Below are 16,609 nucleotides of genomic sequence, written 5' to 3'. Positions count from 1 at the left end.
CCTTGTCGGCAAGCCGTTCTGACTACTTGTCGATATCGCCGACGACGAAGAAGAGCGAGCCCAGGATCGCCACCATGTCGGCGACCAGGGTGCCGGGCAGCAGCTCCCCGAGGACCTGGATGTTGTTGTAGGAGGCCGAGCGCAGCTTCATCCGCCACGGCGTCTTGTCGCCCCGGGAGACCAGGTAGTAGCCGTTCACCCCGAGCGGGTTCTCGGTCCAGGTGTAGGTGTGGCCCTCGGGGGCCTTCAGCACCTTGGGGAGCCGGGTGTTGATCGGCCCGGGCTCCAGCCCGGCCAGCCGGTCCAGGCAGGCGTCGGCCAGGTCCAGCGAGTTGTGCGCCTGCTCCAGCAGGCACTCGAACCGGGCCAGGCAGTCCCCCTCCTGGCGGGTCACCACCTTCAGCACGTCGGCCAGTTCGGGGTAGGCGAGGTAGGGCTCGTCCCGGCGCAGGTCGAAGTCCACCCCGGAGGCCCTGGCGATCGGCCCGCTCACCCCGTAGGCGTGCACGAGAGCGGCGGCCAGCACGCCGACGTCGCGGGTCCTGGCCCGGAAGATGTCATTGCCGAGGACCAGGTCGTCGAAGACGTCCATCCGGCTCCGGACCGAGGCGACCGCCGCGCGGACCCGTCCGTACCAGCCGGCCGGCAGGTCCTCCTTGAGGCCGCCGACCCGGTTGAACATGTAGTGCATCCGGCCGCCGGAGGCCTCCTCCATCACCGCCTGGAGCTGCTCGCGCTCATGGAAGGCGTGGAAGACCGGGGTGATCCCGCCCAGCTCCAGCGGGTACGAGCCGAGGAACATCAGATGGTTGAGCACCCGGTTCAGCTCGGCCAGCAGGGTGCGGGTCCAGGTGGCCCGGACCGGCACCTCCATGCCGAGCATCCGCTCCACACCGAGCACCACGCCGAGTTCGTTGGCGAAGGCCGAGAGCCAGTCGTGGCGGTTGGCCAGCATGACGATCTGCCGGTAGTCCCTGGCCTCGAACAGCTTCTCGGCGCCCCGGTGCATATAGCCGACCACCGGCTCGGCGGCGGTGATCAGCTCGCCGTCCAGACGCAGCTTGATCCTCAGCACGCCGTGGGTGGAGGGGTGCTGCGGGCCGATGTTGAGCACCATGTCGCTGGTGCCCAGCTCGGTCGCGGCCCCGGCGCCGATCCCGACCGTGGTCTCGCGGGTGCCGCTGCCCGGCGTGCTACTCGTCGGCGTGCCTGTCGTCATGGAGCAAGAGTGTGCCATTACCGGGCCGTGCCAGATCCAGCCAGCGTCCGGGCAGCGGCATGCCGACCGACTGCAGGCCCCAGACGAACGAGCCGAGCCCGCCCGGGGCGGTGAGCTCGGCCGCCTCGCCCGCACCGGCCAGGGCGCGGAGGTACCCGACCGGGTCGCCGGTGGCCAACGCGAGCGGGGGGCGGGCGCCGTGCACGCCCAGCAGGGCGAGCGCGTCGCGCTGGGTCGTCCACAGGCTGTGGACGGTGCCGGCGGCGGCCGCCAGGCAGGAGTCCAGGGCCACATGGGAGGTCAGGTCGCAGCTGCCGTCCGGCACCGGGCGCACCTCGCGGCCCTCGCGGTAGGCGGCCAGGGTGCCGAAGGGCGGGCGGGCGGCGGCGGCGTGGGCGTAGTCGACCGCGACAGCCAGCCCCTGTCCCAGCGAGGCGACGGCCGCCGCCCAGGCGAGGTCGCGCGGCAGGCCGATCTCGGCGCGCTCGCCGGGGTCCGCGCGGTCCAGCGGCCACCAGCGGGCCAGCCAGGCCGCCTCCGGGCCGGCGACCGGCGCGCCCAGCCGCTCCTCGCCGCTGCCGCGCTCGACCTCGACCAGGCGCGCGACGCCCTCGGGGTCGACCTCGGCGATCTCCACCGGCACGTTGTCCAGCCACTCGTTGGCGAACAGCACCCCGTGCGCGGCCGGACCGATGCGGTCGCTCCAGCCGATCCACTCCGGCAGGCCGTCCGGGCGCGGGGCCAGCTCCACCGCCCGCAGCACCAGCCGGTCCGCCAGCCCGGGGCGTTCCGCACGGGCACGCACCCCCAGAGCGCACAGCAGCTCCGCACGCCCCGCGCCAACGTCCGTCACCACCAGTTCCGTCGGACGGCCCAACGCCTCGTCGACCTCGTCGACCAGCCCCAGCACCGCCCCGGCGAACAGCTCCGCACCGCCGGCCGGGCCGTGCGAGGCATGGACCGAGGTACGGAAGTGCTCACCCGGACCCGATCCCGTCCGGGTGAAGAACCCGTCCGATCCGTACAGCGCCCGTTCGGTGGCCGCGCGCCACCCGCTCCAGTCCGCTCCCTGCCCGTGCACCTGTCGGCTCTCCTCCATCGGCGCCACCCTGGGAAGACCGTGTGAGTTCGGTCTCGGTATCCGCATACACTCTCTCCGACCTGCGGAGGACGGCCGACTCAGCCCGCCGGGTGACCCCGCCACTGTTTCACCTGCCTAGGCTGGTGACTGTGCAACTTCTCTACAGCTGGTTCCGCAGGCACCCCACGGTGTCCGACGCGATCTGGGCGTCGATGCTGTTCCTGCTGTGCCTGGTGGAGCTGGCAGCCGCCGCGACCGACAGCCACGGCGGGGCCTACGTCGCCGCGCTGGCCCTCCTCTCGGTGGCGCTGTGCACCCTGCTGGTGCTGCGCCGGCGCTGGCCCGACGCCACGGTCTGGCTGGGCATCACCATCGGTCTGGGCCAGGTCCTGGTGCGGCAGGACCCCGGCAGTCCCGACATCGCACTGCTGGTCCTCGCCTACACCGGAGCGGCCTTCGCCCATGTCTGGACCTCCAGGGCCGCCCTGCTGATGAGCGTCCTGGCCGGGCCGCTCGCCTTCTTCCGCTTCGACCAGGGCAGCACCGCCTCGCAGCACCGCTCGTCCTGGGAGACCCTGCTCCTCAGCCTGTTCGCCTCGTCGCCGTTCCTGCTCTGCTGGGTGCTCGGCCGGTTCACCCGGATCCGCCGCGCCTACTACGTCGAACTGGAGGACCGGGCCGCCAGGCTGGAACGCGAGCGCGACGCCCAGTCCAAGATCGCGGTCGCCGCCGAGCGCGCCCGGATCGCCCGCGAGCTGCACGATGTGGTCGCCCACAATGTCTCGGTGATGATCGTTCAGGCGGACGGGGCCTCCTATGTGATGGACGCCTCACCCGAACAGGCGAAGCAGGCGCTGGCCACCATCGCCGGCACCGGCCGCCAGGCGCTGGAGGAGATGCGCCGGCTGCTGGGGCTGCTGCGCTCGGCCGACAGCGCCGGCGAGTACGTGCCGCAACCGGGCGTGGAGCAGCTCCCGGACCTGCTGGAGCAGGTCCGCAACGCCGGGTTGCCGGTCGCGTTCGAGCTGGAGGGCGAGCCGCGGGAGCTGCCGCGCGGGGTCGAGCTGACGGCCTACCGGATCGTCCAGGAGGCGCTCACCAACGCCCGCAAGCACGGTGGCCCGACGGCCAGCGCGTCGGTGCGGATCCGGTTCGACGACCGCGGACTGGACATGCTGATCGAGGACAACGGCCGCGGCGCCACCGCCGAACTGGCCCGCGACGGCGGCGAGGACGGCTTCGGGCACGGGCTGATCGGTATGCGCGAACGCGTCGCCATGGTCGGCGGCACGCTGGACACCGGACCCCGCCCCGGCGGCGGCTTCCGGATCAACGCGGTGCTGCCGCTCAAGCCCGCGCGCGGGGGCGGCAAGCCCGCGCCGGCACCCGCCCCGCCGGCGCCCGCTCAGCCGGCACCAGCCCCGCCGGTGCCCACGCCCGACGCCGCCCCGATCGACCCCGCCGTCCACTTCAGCAAGTAGAAGGACCCCCGATGCCGATCCGCGTGATGCTCGTCGACGACCAGGAACTGCTGCGCACCGGCTTCCGGATGGTGCTCCAGTCCCAGCAGGACATCGAGATCGTCGCCGAGGCCGGGGACGGGGTGCAGGCCTTGGAGATCCTGGCCGGGACCGAGGTCGACGTGATCCTGATGGACGTCCGGATGCCCCGGATGGACGGCGTCGAGGCCACCCGCCGCATCTGCGCCCAGCAGGACGCCGCGGCGGCGGGCGATCCGGGCAGCGGCACCGGGCCGCGGGTGCTCATCCTCACCACCTTCGACCTGGACGAGTACGCCTTCGCCGCGCTCAAGGCCGGGGCCAGCGGCTTCCTGCTCAAGGACGTCCCGCCGACCGAGCTGGTCGCCGCGATCCGCGCGGTGCGCGGCGGGGACGCGGTGGTGGCCCCGACCACCACCCGCCGCATGATCGACCGCTTCGCCACGGTGCTCCCCAGCTCGATGCCGCCGGCCGACACCCCCGAACTGGCCCGGCTGACCGAGCGTGAGCGCGAGGTGCTGCTGCTGATCGCCCAGGGGCTCTCCAACGGCGAGATCGCCGCACGGCTCTCGCTGTCCGAGGCGACCGTGAAGACCCACGTGGGCCGGATCCTCACCAAGCTCCAGCTCCGCGACCGGGTGCAGGCCGTCGTCCTGGCGTACGAGACGGGCCTGGTCCGGGCGCAGCTCTAGTCGTCGGGTGCGGGCGGGTGCGTGGTTGCTGTTCGCGCAGTTCCCCGCGCCCCCATGGGTCTGCAACTGGCCGGGTTGTTGCTCAGGGGCGCGGGGAACTGCGCGCCCAGCCATGCAGAACCCGCGCAGGAACCGCTACTTCAGCCGCTCCAGCAGCGCCGCCACGCCCGCACGGACCTCCTGCGGGGACCACTCCAGGGCCGGCGCCTGCACGGTCACCTCGGTGTAGGAGATCCCCGGGAGCCCGGGCTCGCGCCAGCCGCCGAAGAGGGCCTGCCCGGTCTCCTCGGCCAGCCGCAGGCCCGCCTCGGTGAGGGTCTCCGCCTCGTACGGCAGCCACAGCTGGAACTGGTGGGTGTGCGGCGGCTCCGGGAACACCCGGGCGCCGGGCAGCTCCGCGACGGCCTCGGCCAGCGCCGCGGCCACCACCTTGGCGTGCGCGACGTACTCGCCCAGCCGCGGCAGCTCCCGCTCGATCCCCGCCAGCGCGCTCAGCGCCGCCGGCCACTGCTGGTAGAGCTGCCCGCCGTAGCGGTGCCGCCAGGTCCGTGCCTCGGCGACGAACTCCGCGGGACCGGCCAGAGCCGCCCCGCTGATCCCGCCCAGGGTCTTGTAGAAGGACACGTAGACGGAGTCGGCCAGCCCGGCGACCTCCGGCAGCGAACGCCCGAAGTGCGGGGTGGTCTCCCAGATCCGCGCGCCGTCCAGATGCACCACCGCGTCCCTGGCCCGGGCGGCCTCGACGGTGGCCTCCAGCTCCTCCCAGGTCGGCAGCAGGAAACCGGCGTCACGCAGCGGCAGTTCCAGCATCAGGGTGCCGAACGGCTCGGCGAAGTCGGCCACCTCGTCGGCGTCCGCCATCCGCCGCCCGGTCGTCGGCCAGACACTGCGCAAACCGCTGAGCTGCGCATACGCAAAGCGCTCATGCACCTCCGGGTGGGCCAGCGGGTGCATCGCCACGGTGTGGTCGCCGGTGCGGCCGGCCCAGCAGCGCAGCGCGACCTGCTGCGCCATCGTCCCGGTCGGGAAGAACGCCGCGGCCTCGCTGCCGAGCAGTTCGGCGACCTTCTCCTCCAGCACCCCGACCACGCCGTCGCCGTACACGTCGGTACGGCCGCCCAGGTCGTGGGTGCCCCCGGCCAGCGCGTCGATGCTCTCCCGGAGACTCCTCGGCCGGGTCCCGGAGAGCAGCCGTCCGGACCCGCGCAGCGCCTCGAAGCGACGCTGGAGCGGGTCTATGTCCTTGTCCTTTGCCATGCGTCGAATCATCTCCCATGGCGCGACGCGGGGCGCTCGCCGACCGGGACGGGGCTGACGGACAGTCCTGGATGTCATACGATCCGGCGGCAGCCACCCCTCAGAAGGTCCCCCGGAGGATCCGTGTTCGCTCTAGTCCTCAGGTTGATCCTGATCCCGCTGACACGGGTGATCTACCGCCCGGTCATCGAAGGACGCGAGAACGTACCCCGGCGCGGACCGGTGATCCTCGCCAGCAACCATCTCTCCTTCATCGACAGCATGGTCATCCCGCTGGTGGCCCCGCGCCCGGTGGCCTTCCTCGCCAAGAAGGAGTACTGGACCGGCACCGGGCTCAAGGGGCGGATCATGCGCTCCTTCTTCACCGCGATCAGCGCGGTGCCGGTGGAGCGCGGCACCCACCGCGCGGCCCAGGCCTCGCTGGACGCCTCACTGGCCGTCCTCAACGAGGGGACGGCCTTCGGCATCTACCCGGAGGGCACCCGCTCGCTCGACGGGCGCCTCTACCGTGGCCGGACGGGGGTGGCCTGGCTGGCGTTGACCTCGGGCGCGCCGGTGGTCCCGGTCGCACTGTCCGGTACACAGGACATCCAGCCGGTGGGGAAGCGGCTGCCCCGGGTACGGCGGGTCACCGTCCGCTTCGGGGAGCCGCTGGACTTCAGCGACCGGCGCGAGTTGAAGCCCGTGGGGCCGGTGCGGCGGGGGGTCACCGACGAGATCATGGACGCGATCCACAAGTTGTCGGGGCAGACGCGGGTTGCCGTGTACAACGAGCGCCCGTCGGAGGACGCGGCGGCGTAGGTTGCGGCGGCGCGGGCGGTGTCCGCAACTGGCTCGGTTGCAAATTGCTGGGGGCGGGGGGGACTGCGCGACAAGCCACCCACCGAGGTGCACCTGTGAGCCCGCCGTACCATGGTGCGGTACGTCCGGTACCCCTGGAGGACTGGAACGGAAGGCAGGAACACGTGAGTGCAGACGACCTGGGGCTGCCCGATTTCGGCGACCCCCTGGACCCGGCGAACCGTCCGGCCCGCCTGGCCGTGGGCGTCGTCGGGACCGGTCGGGTCGGTCCCGCCCTGGCCGCCGCGCTGCAGCTCGCCGGGCACCGCGTCGTCGCCGGCTCCGGGGTCTCCCGGGAGTCGCGCCGTCGCGCCGAGACACTGCTGCCGGGCGTCCGACTGGTCACGCCCCCGCAGGTGATGGCCGCAGCCGACCTCGTGCTGCTGACCGTCCCGGACGACGTCCTCGCCGAGCTGGTGGCCGGGCTGGCCGCCACCGGCGCGGTGCGGCCGGGGCAGATACTGGTCCACACCTCCGGGGCCCACGGCGTCGCCGTGCTGGACCCCGCCGCCCGGGCCGGCGCGCTGCCGCTCGCGCTGCACCCCGCGATGACCTTCACCGGGACCGCCGTGGACGTCGCCCGCCTCTCCGGCTGCCCCTTCGGGGTGACCTCGCCGGAGGAGCTGCGGCCGGTCGCCGAGGCGCTGGTGGTGGAGATGGGCGGCGAGCCCGAATGGGTGCCCGAGGCGGTCCGCCCGCTCTACCACACGGCTCTGGCGCACGGCTCCAACCACCTGGTCACCCTGGTGGCCCAGGCCATGGAGATCCTCGCCGACGCCGGGGTCGCCGAGCCCGGGCGGATGCTCGGCCCGCTCCTCGGCGCCGCCCTCGACAACGCGCTGCGCAGCGGCGACGCCGCGCTCACCGGCCCGGTGGCCCGGGGCGACGCGGGCACCGTGCGCAAGCACGTCCAGCAGTTGCGGGCGACCGCGCCCCAGGTGCTGGACAGCTACCGGGCGATGGCCCGGGCCACCGCCGACCGCGCGCTGGCCAACGGAATGCTGAAGGCGGAGGCGGCCGAGGCGCTGCTGGACGTCCTGGCCGAGGAGGACGAGTGACCGAGCTGGTGCGGACGGCGAAGGAGCTGCGTGAGGCGGCCCCGGGCGCCCGGCGGGCCGTGGTGATGACCATGGGCGCGCTGCACGAGGGCCATGCGGCGCTGGTCAGGGCGGCGCGCAAGCGGGTGGGTCCGGACGGTGCGGTGATCGTGACCGTGTTCGTCAACCCGCTGCAGTTCGGGCCCGGCGAGGACCTGGACCGCTACCCGCGCACCCTGGACGCGGACCTGGAGATCGCCGCCGAGGCCGGCGCGAGCGTGGTGTTCGCGCCCCCGGTGGAGGAGGTCTACCCCGGCGGCGCACCGCAGCTGCGGCTCGCGGCCGGCCCGATGGGGGAGGGCTTCGAGGGCGCCTCGCGGCCGGGCCACTTCGACGGCATGCTCACCGTGGTCGCCAAGATGCTCCATCTCACCGCGCCCGACACGGCCTTCTTCGGCGAGAAGGACGGGCAGCAGCTCGCCCTGGTCCTCCGGATGGTCAAGGACCTCAACTTCCCGGTCGAGATCGTCGGCGTCCCCACCGTCCGGGAGCCGGACGGGCTGGCGCTGTCCAGCCGCAACCGCTTCCTGTCGGCCGAGGACCGGGTGCAGGCGCTGGCGCTGTCGCAGATCCTGTTCGCCGGGCACGCCGCCCGCAAGCAGGGCCCGGCGGCGGTCCGCGCGGCGGCGCAGGGCGTGCTCGCGCAGTACCCGGCGCTGTCGGCCGACTACCTCGCCCTGATCGACCCGTCCGACTTCACCGAGGTCGACCGCGAGGACTTCCGCGGCGAGACGCTGCTGGCCGTCGCCGCGAAGGTGGGCACCACCCGACTGATCGACAACGTCCGGATCTTCTTCCAATAGCGCCAATCCGACAGCCCGCACCCGCCAGCCCGCACCCGACAACCCGCACCCGACAGCCCGCACCCGACAACCCGCACTGCCCCGGCATGTACTCACCACAGGAGACGTGACCATGTTCCGCACCATGCTGAAGTCCAAGATCCACCGAGCCACCGTCACCCAGGCCGACCTGCACTACGTCGGCTCGGTGACGGTCGATCAGGACCTGCTGGACGCCGCCGACCTGCTCCCCGGCGAGCTGGTCCACATCGTCGACATCGACAACGGCAACCGGCTGGAGACCTACACCATCGCGGGGGAGCGCGGCACCGGCATCATCGGCGTCAACGGCGCCGCCGCCCGGCTGGTCCACCCCGGCGACCTGGTGATCCTGATCGCCTACGCCCAGCTGACCGACGCCGAGGCCCGCGCCTACCAGCCGCGCGTCGTCTTCGTGGACGGCGACAACCGGGTCACCCATCTCGGGTCGGACGCCGCCCACGCCCCGGCGGGCAGCGGGCTGGTCCCGGGGTACGCGGATTCCCGTGCGATTCCCGACCAGGCGTACCGTGACGTCGACGGTGCTGCCCACAGCACCCCTGTGCCCGCACGGAGCGAAGCATGACCCCGGTGACCACCCGATCCAGTACGCGCCTCGCCGCCCCGGCCCCCGGCTGGACCACCGCCACCGACGTGGTCGTGGTCGGCTCCGGGGTCGCCGGACTGACCACGGCCCTGCGGCTGCGCGCCGCCGGGCTGAAGGTCATGGTCGTCACCAAGGCCGTGCTGGACGACGGCTCCACCCGCTGGGCCCAGGGCGGCATCGCCGCCGCCCTCGGCGAGGGCGACTCCCCCGAGCAGCACCTGGACGACACCCTGGTCGCCGGGGCCGGCCTGTGCGACGAGGAGGCGGTCCGGGTCCTGGTCACCGAGGGCCCGGCGGCCGTCCGGCGGCTGATCGAGACCGGCGCAGCCTTCGACAAGGACGCCGACGGCCGGATCCTGCTCACCCGCGAGGGCGGCCACCACCGCCGCCGGATCGCCCACGCCGGCGGCGACGCCACCGGCGCCGAGATCTCCCGAGCGCTGGTCGAGGCCGTGCAGGCGGATCCTCATATCGAGGTGATCGAGCACGCCCTGGTGCTGGACCTGCTCACCGACGCCAAGGGCCGTACCGCCGGGCTGACCCTGCACGTGATGGGCGAGGGCCAGCGGGACGGCGTCGGCGCGCTGCACGCCCGCGCGGTGGTGCTGGCCACCGGCGGCATGGGCCAGGTCTTCTCGGCCACCACCAACCCCGCCGTCTCCACCGGCGACGGCGTCGCCCTGGCGCTGCGGGCCGGGGCCGAGGTCACCGACCTGGAGTTCGTCCAGTTCCACCCGACCGTGCTGTGGCTCGGCCCGGACGCCGAGGGCCAGCAGCCGCTGATCTCCGAGGCGGTCCGCGGCGAGGGGGCGCACCTGGTCGACGCCGACGAGGTGCGGTTCATGGTGGGGCAGCACGAGCTGGCCGAGCTGGCGCCGCGCGACATCGTCGCCAAGGGCATCATGCGGCGGATGCGCGAGACCGGCGCCGAGCACATGTACCTGGACGGACGGCACTTCGGCGCGCGGATGTGGGAGGAGCGGTTCCCGACCATCCTGGCCTCCTGCCGCTCGCACGGCATCGACCCGGTGACCCAGCTGATACCGGTCGCCCCCGCCGCCCACTACGCCTCCGGCGGCGTCCGCACCGACCTGCGCGGCCACACCAGCGTCTCCGGCCTCTACGCCTGCGGCGAGGTCGCCTGCACCGGCGTCCACGGCGCCAACCGGCTGGCCTCCAACTCGCTGCTGGAGGGCCTGGTCTTCGCCGAGCGCATCGCCGCCGACATCCTGGACCGCGACGCGGCAGGCAAGCTGACGCCGCGTCACGAGGACACCTCGCGCGAGGTCGACCGGGTCCCGCTGCTCGCCCCTGAGGCGCGGGCCGACATCCAGCGGCTGATGACCCGGGGCGTGGGCGTGCTGCGCAGTGCCGCGAGCATGGCCGAGGCCGCCGAGGGGCTGGCGGCGCTGACCGCCGACCCGCAGAGCAGCGCGGTCACCGGCAAGGGCGAGGCCCCGCAGGTCGAGACCTGGGAGGCGACCAATCTGCACCTGGTCGCCGCCGCCCTCGCCGCCGCCGCCCGGCTGCGCGAGGAGACCCGCGGCTGCCACTGGCGCGAGGACTTCCCCGACCGCGACGATGCCGGTTGGCAGCGCCACCTCATCAGCCGTCAGCAGGACGGCGTTCTGACCACCACCGAGGAGCAGCAGTGACCGCGCACGACCACGACCACGACCATCCGGAGCTCCAACTCGTCGAGGGCGAGGGCGGCGGATGCGGTGACGGCTGCGCCTGCGGCGAGGAGTACGTCACCGGCCTGGACCCGGCGCTGGCCGCGCTGCTGGAGGAGGCCGGCCTGGACCCGGTCGAGGTCGAGGACATCGCCACCCTGGCGCTGGCCGAGGACCTGGCCGGCGGCGAGGACGTGACCTCGGTCGCCACCGTCCCCGAGGCCGCCGTCGCCACCGCCGACTTCACCGCCCGCGAGGCCGGCGTGGTCGCCGGGCTGCGGATCGCCGAGGCGGTGCTCTCGCTGGTCGCCGAGGAGGAGTTCAGCGTCGAGCGGCACGCCGAGGACGGCGACCGGGTCGAGGCCGGGCAGGTGCTGCTCAGCGTCACCACCCGGACCCGCGACCTGCTCACCGCCGAGCGCAGCGCGCTCAACCTGCTGTGCCACCTCTCCGGCATCGCCACCGCGACCCGGGCCTGGGCCGACGCCCTGGAGGGCACCGGCGCGGTGGTCCGGGACACCCGCAAGACCACGCCGGGGCTGCGCGCGCTGCAGAAGTACGCGGTGCGGGCGGGCGGCGGCACCAACCACCGGATGGCGCTGTCGGACGCGGCGCTGGTCAAGGACAACCACGTGATCGCCGCCGGCGGAGTCGCCGAGGCGTTCAAGGCCGTCCGCGACGCCTTCCCGGACCTGGCCGTCGAGGTCGAGGTGGACCGGCTGGACCAGATCCAGCCGGTGCTGGACGCCGGGGCGGACCTGATCCTGCTGGACAACTTCACCGTCCCGGAGCTGCGCGAGGCCGTCGCGCTGGTGGCCGGGCGGGCCAAGCTGGAGTCCTCCGGCGGGCTGACCCTGGACAACGCCCGCGCCGTCGGCGAGACCGGCGTGGACTACCTGGCGGTGGGCGCGCTGACCCACTCCTCGCCCATCCTTGACATCGGCCTGGACCTGCGCGGATAGTCCCCCGACCGGCCACTCACCCATCTAGGAACGGCGCCCCCATGCTGCTCACCATCGACGTCGGCAACACCCACACCGTCCTCGGCCTGTTCGACGGCGAGGAGATCGTGGAGCACTGGCGGGTGTCCACCGACCCCCGCCGGACCGCCGACGAGACGGCGGTGCTGATGCAGGGGCTGATGGGGGCGCACCCCGCGCTGGGCGAGGACACCGTGGACGGCCTGGCGATCTGCTCCACCGTCCCCTCGGTGCTGCACGAGCTGCGCGAGGTGACCCGCCGCTACTACGGGGACGTCCCGGCGGTGCTGGTGGAGCCGGGCGTCAAGACCGGCGTGCACGTGCTCACCGACAATCCCAAGGAGGTGGGCGCGGACCGCATCGTGAACACCCTCGCGGCCAAGCACCTCTACGGGGGCCCCTGCATCGTGGTGGACTTCGGCACGGCGACGACGTTCGACGCCGTCAACGAGCGGGGGGACTACGTCGGCGGGGCGATCGCGCCGGGGATCGAGATCTCGGTGGAGGCGCTGGGACTGCGCGGCGCGAAACTGCCGAAGATCGAGATCATTCGGCCGCGGAACGTCATCGGCAAGAACACCGTGGAGTGCATGCAGTCCGGCATCCTCTACGGCTTCGCCGGACAGGTGGACGGGGTGGTCAACCGGATGGCGGCGGAGCTGTCCACCGATCCGGACGACGTCCAGGTGATCGCCACCGGGGGGCTCGCCCCGCTGGTCCTGGGGGAGGCGAGCTCCATCGACGTGCACGAGCCGTGGCTGACGCTGATCGGGCTCCGGCTGGTGTACGAGCGCAACACCGCGGGGTAGGGGCAGTTTTCAGGTGCGGATTGTGCATGGCTGGTCGCGCAGCTCCTCGCACCCCCGGGGGTCTGCAACTGGCCCGGTTGCACTCGGTAGGGGCGTGGGGAACTGCGCGACCAACCATCTACGGCCCGCACCTGTAAATCCGTCGGAACCCCCTGCGCGTCGATAATCACAAATTGGTCACGGCGGGCATAGTGTCGACACATGCCTACGCCTCACGGGACTCGCGGCGGTATGGCCTTCAGTGCGGACGAGCTGCGGGTGCTGCGGCGCGCCCTCGCCCAGGTCTTGAACCCACCGAGTCTGACACCCACTCATGCCACCTCGCCCGCCCTGCTCCCGGCCCGTTCCCCGCAACCGCTGGGCTGGGCCGCGGACGTCCAGGACGTCCTGCGGCTCACCGAGGCCATCGACGAGGCCGTCCACGAGGCGGGCCGGATGCGCGCCTTCGCGCTGGCCGACCTGGCCCGCTACCGGCAGGCCCTGCCGGGCAGCGCGGGCGGCTACCTGGAGCGGCTGGACGAGGCGGTCGCCGACGGCTACCAGCCCGAGGCCGACGACCTCGCCGCGCTGCGCTCGCTGACCGCGCAGCCCTGCGCCACGGCCGAGCGCACCCGCAGGCTCGCCCTGCGCGCCCGCTGCGGCGAGCTCGCCGAAGCCGCCGTGCGGCGCAGGCTGGAGGCCGCGACGAGGCCGCCCCAACTGGGCGCCGGCGGCACGGTGACCGAGTTCGCCCGTCCGGCGCGCACGCCGCGTCCGCGCGGGGGTACGGGGGGTCGCACCCCGGAAATCTGGAGCAGCCCGGGGGGAGCCCAGCTCTCCCTGCCGAACCGACGTGGAGGTCACATCCCCATGGCTTCGTCCGACACCCCCTCCCTTCCCAGCAAAGGCCGCCCCGACGAGGCCCCCGTCGAGCCGGACGAGGAGAAGGAGCAGCAGCAGAAGAAGAAGGCCCGCCCCGCCGTCCGCCCGGTGCCGACCCCGGCCGACCTCTTCCCCCGCGGGGTCCGCAAACCGCAGTCGCCGGCTCCCGGCTCCGAGCTGGCCACGGGTACCGGCTGAGGCCGCCCCGAAAGCCCGCCGGGACCGTTCAACGCCCCGCCGCCCTTCAAACGGGTGGCGGGGCACTGCTGTGTGCTCGATACCCTTGCACCGTGACTGATCAGAACCCCGTACCTGCGTCCGACGACCTTCCCGAGCAGATGCGGGTACGCCGCGAGAAGCTGGAGCGCCTGCGCGCCGCCGGCATCGACCCGTACCCGGTCGGCTTCCCGCGTACGACCACGCTGGCCGACCTGCGCGCCGCCTACCCCGACCTGGAGGCCGACCACGCCACCGGTGACCGCGCCGGCGTGGCCGGCCGGGTCGTGCTCAGCCGTACCGGCGGCAAGCTGTGCTTCGCCACCCTGCGCGACGGCACCGCCGACCTCCAGGTGATGCTTTCGCTGGACCGGCTCGGCGCGGAGAGCCTGGCGGCGTGGAAGTCCGACGTCGACCTCGGCGACCACGTCGGCGTCGAGGGCGAGGTCATCACCTCCAAGCGCGGCGAGCTCTCGATCATGGTCGACAACTGGGCGATCACCGCCAAGTGCCTGCGCCCGCTGCCGGACAAGCACAAGGGCCTGACCGACCCCGAGGCCCGGGTGCGCCAGCGCTATGTGGACCTGATCGTCAACCCGGCCGCGCGGGAGATGCTGTACCTGCGCAGCAAGGTGGTCCGCTCGATCCGCCGCACCTATGAGGAGCGCGGCTTCACCGAGGTCGAGACCCCGATGATGCAGCCGGTCCACGGCGGCGCCAACGCGCGTCCGTTCAAGACCCACATCAACGCGTACGACATCGACCTCTTCATGCGGATCGCCCCGGAGCTCTACCTCAAGCGGCTCGCGGTCGGCGGCGCGGAGAAGATCTTCGAGATCAACCGCAACTTCCGCAACGAGGGCGCGGACTCCACGCACAACCCCGAGTTCACCATGCTGGAGTCGTACGAGGCCTACGGGGACTACGACACCCAGGCCGAGATGATCCGGGCGACGATCGTCAACGCCGCCCGGGACGCCCTGGGCACCACGGTGATCCGCGGCGTGGACCCGCACGGCGTGGAGCACGAGATCGACCTGGCCGAGCCCTGGGCCGAGATCACCGTCTACGGCGGCATCTCCGAGCAGCTGGGCACCGAGATCACCCCGGACACCACCGTCGAGGAGCTGCGCAAGCTGGCCGACGCGGCCGGCGTGCCCTACGAGAAGCAGTGGGGGCACGGCCAGATCGTGCTGGAGATGGTCGAGCGGCTGCTGGAGGAGGCGGCGGTGAAGCCGACCTTCATCCGCGACTACCCCACCGAGGTCTCGCCGCTGACCCGGCAGCACCGGAGCAACCCGGGGGTCGCCGAGAAGTGGGACCTGATGATCTTCGGCACCGAGATCGGCACGGGCTACTCCGAGCTGGTCGACCCGGTCGAGCAGCGGGCCCGGCTGACCGCCCAGTCGCTGCTGGCGGCGGGCGGCGACGTCGACGCCATGCAACTGGACGAGGACTTCCTGCGGGCGCTGGAGTACGCGATGCCGCCCACCGGCGGGCTCGGGATGGGCGTGGACCGGCTGATCATGCTGCTCACCGGCAAGAACATCCGGGAGACGGTGCTCTTCCCGCTGGTGAAGCCGGACACCCAGGGCTGAGCCGCCCCCGACAGCAGTGACCCCGGTCCCCGCCGCCTGCGGGGGCCGGGGTTAGCCTTTTCCCCGGCAAGTCATTCCCCATGCCCAGAGGCGGTCCGGAACCATGCAGTACATCGAGGCACTGACGCCCCCCGTCGTGATGTGCATCGCCTTCAGCCTGATGATCCGCACCCTGTTCCGTAACCAGGGCGGGGCCAATGCGGCCAAGGAGGACGCCGTGGCCGAGGCGATCACCGTGGCGGCCACCCCGGGTCCGCGCCTCGCCAAGGACTGATGTCCGGAACCGAAGGTAAGAATCGCAGTACCGGAACGGCCCCCATTCACGGCCGGAACCTGCACAATGCCTATGTCCGGCAAAGGCGATATGTGCTGTGCCATGTGTGCTCAGGGGGAGAGAACGGCGATGGTGCGCCAACTCGGTGAACTCGAGAACGAGGTGATGACCCGGGTATGGCAGTGGAACCGCCCGGTGACGGTTCGCGAGGTTCTCGAGGATCTGCTGCGGGAACGTGAGCTCGCCTACACCACGGTGATGACCGTGATGGACAAGTTGTTCCAGAAGGGCTGGCTCCGCAGGGAACAGGACGGCCGTGCCTTCCGATATGAGCCGGTGTCCTCCCGCGAGGCCTATACCGCGGCGCTGATGAACGACGCTTGGGCGACCAGTGACAACCCGGCCGCGGCCCTGGTCCACTTCTTCGGCATGATGTCGCCCGAACAACAGGACGCCTTGCGCGACGCATTGCGGGTCGCCGCCCCGCCGCCGGCCGAAGCGGCTCCCGAGGCGCCGCTTCCGGAAAGCACCGGTGGGACCGGGGATCCGTCGGCACGATAGCGTCCTTCCATGGAGCTCACGATCCGCCGCGCGCGGACCAGCGATGTACCGGCCATCCGCAGGCTGGTGGACGGCTACGCGCGCGAACGGATCCTGCTGAACAAGCCCACCGTCACCCTGTTCGAGTCGGTGCAGGAGTTCTGGGTGGCCGAGCGGGACGACAACGCCGAGGTGGTGGCGTGCGGCGCACTGCATGTGATGTGGGAGGATCTCGCCGAGGTGCGCACCCTGGCGGTGGACCCCTCCTGCCGCGGCACCGGCATCGGGCACCGGCTTCTGGAGAAGTTGACGCAGACCGCGCGCTGGATCGGGGTGCGCCGCATTTTCTGTCTGACGTTCGAAGTGGACTTCTTCGCCAAACACGGCTTCGTCGAGATCGGGTCGACTCCGGTCGACGCCGATGTGTACGAGGAGCTCCTGCGAAGCTACGACGAAGGTGTTGCGGAGTTCCTGGATCTGGAACGCGTCAAACCCAACACCTTGGGCAACACACGGATGCTCTTGCACCTCTGACCCGGGTCCGT

The 16,609-nt window shown here is 72.4% G+C and carries 17 protein-coding genes; 14 read left to right on the top strand and 3 right to left on the bottom strand.

Annotated features, from left to right (window positions below):
* Positions 1 to 22 precede the first annotated feature (22 nt).
* Positions 23 to 1,219, bottom strand: coding sequence for an NADH-quinone oxidoreductase subunit D (locus TR46_RS09120; protein ID WP_042396474.1), 1,197 nt, complete (start codon positions 1,217 to 1,219; stop codon positions 23 to 25).
* On the bottom strand, positions 1,194 to 2,318 hold the full coding sequence (locus TR46_RS09115) for an SAM-dependent methyltransferase (RefSeq protein ID WP_084718141.1): 1,125 nt from the start codon (positions 2,316 to 2,318) through the stop codon (positions 1,194 to 1,196). The genes TR46_RS09120 and TR46_RS09115 overlap by 26 nt, the downstream gene beginning before the upstream one ends.
* Positions 2,319 to 2,449: 131 nt before the next feature.
* Between TR46_RS09115 and TR46_RS09110 the strand changes: the two genes are divergently transcribed.
* Together TR46_RS09110 and TR46_RS09105 are read left to right on the top strand one after the other, a co-directional pair.
* Positions 2,450 to 3,781, top strand: a complete 1,332-nt coding sequence (locus TR46_RS09110) for a sensor histidine kinase (protein WP_063770554.1) — start codon at positions 2,450 to 2,452, stop codon at positions 3,779 to 3,781.
* An 11-nt stretch (positions 3,782 to 3,792) separates the two neighbouring features.
* Complete coding sequence (locus tag TR46_RS09105; protein WP_042396473.1) at positions 3,793 to 4,491, top strand: response regulator; 699 nt, start codon at positions 3,793 to 3,795, stop codon at positions 4,489 to 4,491.
* A gap of 135 nt (positions 4,492 to 4,626) precedes the next feature.
* Here TR46_RS09105 and TR46_RS09100 read toward each other — a convergent pair whose 3' ends face one another.
* Positions 4,627 to 5,748 carry a threonine aldolase family protein gene (locus TR46_RS09100; protein ID WP_063770553.1) on the bottom strand — a complete coding sequence of 374 codons (1,122 nt, stop codon included), beginning with the start codon at positions 5,746 to 5,748 and terminating at the stop codon, positions 4,627 to 4,629.
* Positions 5,749 to 5,871: 123 nt separating this feature from the next.
* Between TR46_RS09100 and TR46_RS09095 the strand changes: the two genes are divergently transcribed.
* The 12 genes from TR46_RS09095 to TR46_RS09040 all read left to right on the top strand — a co-directional run bounded on the left by TR46_RS09095 (position 5,872) and on the right by TR46_RS09040 (position 16,598).
* Positions 5,872 to 6,549 carry a lysophospholipid acyltransferase family protein gene (locus TR46_RS09095; protein ID WP_042396469.1) on the top strand — a complete coding sequence of 226 codons (678 nt, stop codon included), beginning with the start codon at positions 5,872 to 5,874 and terminating at the stop codon, positions 6,547 to 6,549.
* 164 nt (positions 6,550 to 6,713) lie between these two features.
* Positions 6,714 to 7,646 (top strand): Rossmann-like and DUF2520 domain-containing protein, encoded by a 933-nt coding sequence (locus TR46_RS44075; protein ID WP_161790104.1) that lies wholly within the window; start codon positions 6,714 to 6,716, stop codon positions 7,644 to 7,646.
* Complete coding sequence (gene panC / locus TR46_RS09085; RefSeq protein ID WP_042396468.1) at positions 7,643 to 8,488, top strand: pantoate--beta-alanine ligase; 846 nt, start codon at positions 7,643 to 7,645, stop codon at positions 8,486 to 8,488. Before TR46_RS44075 ends, panC begins: the two co-directional genes overlap by 4 nt.
* 112 nt (positions 8,489 to 8,600) lie before the next feature.
* Complete coding sequence (panD, locus tag TR46_RS09080; RefSeq protein ID WP_042396467.1) at positions 8,601 to 9,092, top strand: aspartate 1-decarboxylase; 492 nt, start codon at positions 8,601 to 8,603, stop codon at positions 9,090 to 9,092.
* Positions 9,089 to 10,768 (top strand): L-aspartate oxidase, encoded by a 1,680-nt coding sequence (locus tag TR46_RS09075; RefSeq protein WP_042396466.1) that lies wholly within the window; start codon positions 9,089 to 9,091, stop codon positions 10,766 to 10,768. Before panD ends, TR46_RS09075 begins: the two co-directional genes overlap by 4 nt.
* Positions 10,765 to 11,748 (top strand): carboxylating nicotinate-nucleotide diphosphorylase, encoded by a 984-nt coding sequence (gene nadC, locus TR46_RS09070; RefSeq protein ID WP_042396464.1) that lies wholly within the window; start codon positions 10,765 to 10,767, stop codon positions 11,746 to 11,748. Before TR46_RS09075 ends, nadC begins: the two co-directional genes overlap by 4 nt.
* A 41-nt stretch (positions 11,749 to 11,789) precedes the next feature.
* Complete coding sequence (locus tag TR46_RS09065; protein WP_042396462.1) at positions 11,790 to 12,575, top strand: type III pantothenate kinase; 786 nt, start codon at positions 11,790 to 11,792, stop codon at positions 12,573 to 12,575.
* 201 nt (positions 12,576 to 12,776) lie between these two features.
* Positions 12,777 to 13,634: a hypothetical protein gene (locus tag TR46_RS09060; protein WP_084718135.1), complete on the top strand. Its 858-nt coding sequence runs from the start codon at positions 12,777 to 12,779 to the stop codon at positions 13,632 to 13,634.
* Positions 13,635 to 13,726: 92 nt separating this feature from the next.
* Positions 13,727 to 15,250 (top strand): bifunctional lysylphosphatidylglycerol synthetase/lysine--tRNA ligase LysX, encoded by a 1,524-nt coding sequence (lysX, locus tag TR46_RS09055; RefSeq protein WP_084718133.1) that lies wholly within the window; start codon positions 13,727 to 13,729, stop codon positions 15,248 to 15,250.
* 103 nt (positions 15,251 to 15,353) lie between these two features.
* A complete protein-coding gene (locus TR46_RS43045; protein WP_042396456.1) occupies positions 15,354 to 15,524 on the top strand; it encodes a hypothetical protein in 171 nt (56 codons plus the stop codon).
* Positions 15,525 to 15,653: 129 nt separating this feature from the next.
* On the top strand, positions 15,654 to 16,085 hold the full coding sequence (locus TR46_RS09045) for a BlaI/MecI/CopY family transcriptional regulator (protein WP_042396455.1): 432 nt from the start codon (positions 15,654 to 15,656) through the stop codon (positions 16,083 to 16,085).
* A gap of 9 nt (positions 16,086 to 16,094) precedes the next feature.
* Positions 16,095 to 16,598, top strand: a complete 504-nt coding sequence (locus TR46_RS09040) for an amino-acid N-acetyltransferase (RefSeq protein ID WP_042396453.1) — start codon at positions 16,095 to 16,097, stop codon at positions 16,596 to 16,598.
* Positions 16,599 to 16,609 lie beyond the last annotated feature (11 nt).

This window comes from Streptacidiphilus carbonis, assembly GCF_000787775.1.
In the GTDB taxonomy this organism is placed as follows: domain Bacteria; phylum Actinomycetota; class Actinomycetes; order Streptomycetales; family Streptomycetaceae; genus Streptacidiphilus; species Streptacidiphilus carbonis.
Note: the sequence above shows the minus strand (reverse complement) of the source record. Positions and strands in the feature narration are given on the sequence as shown.

Excerpts from the sequence above, each read along its gene's own strand:
- TR46_RS09060 (WP_084718135.1), top strand. The coding sequence starts at position 12,777 with ATGCCTACGCCTCACGGGACTCGCGGCGGTATGGCCTTCAGTGCGGAC.
- TR46_RS09075 (WP_042396466.1), top strand. The coding sequence starts at position 9,089 with ATGACCCCGGTGACCACCCGATCCAGTACGCGCCTCGCCGCCCCGGCC.
- TR46_RS09100 (WP_063770553.1), bottom strand. The coding sequence starts at position 5,748 with ATGGCAAAGGACAAGGACATAGACCCGCTCCAGCGTCGCTTCGAGGCG.
- panD (WP_042396467.1), top strand. The coding sequence starts at position 8,601 with ATGTTCCGCACCATGCTGAAGTCCAAGATCCACCGAGCCACCGTCACC.
- TR46_RS09115 (WP_084718141.1), bottom strand. The coding sequence starts at position 2,318 with ATGGAGGAGAGCCGACAGGTGCACGGGCAGGGAGCGGACTGGAGCGGG.
- TR46_RS43045 (WP_042396456.1), top strand. The coding sequence starts at position 15,354 with ATGCAGTACATCGAGGCACTGACGCCCCCCGTCGTGATGTGCATCGCC.
- TR46_RS09065 (WP_042396462.1), top strand. The coding sequence starts at position 11,790 with ATGCTGCTCACCATCGACGTCGGCAACACCCACACCGTCCTCGGCCTG.
- TR46_RS09105 (WP_042396473.1), top strand. The coding sequence starts at position 3,793 with ATGCCGATCCGCGTGATGCTCGTCGACGACCAGGAACTGCTGCGCACC.
- TR46_RS09040 (WP_042396453.1), top strand. The coding sequence starts at position 16,095 with ATGGAGCTCACGATCCGCCGCGCGCGGACCAGCGATGTACCGGCCATC.
- TR46_RS09045 (WP_042396455.1), top strand. The coding sequence starts at position 15,654 with ATGGTGCGCCAACTCGGTGAACTCGAGAACGAGGTGATGACCCGGGTA.
- TR46_RS09120 (WP_042396474.1), bottom strand. The coding sequence starts at position 1,219 with ATGACGACAGGCACGCCGACGAGTAGCACGCCGGGCAGCGGCACCCGC.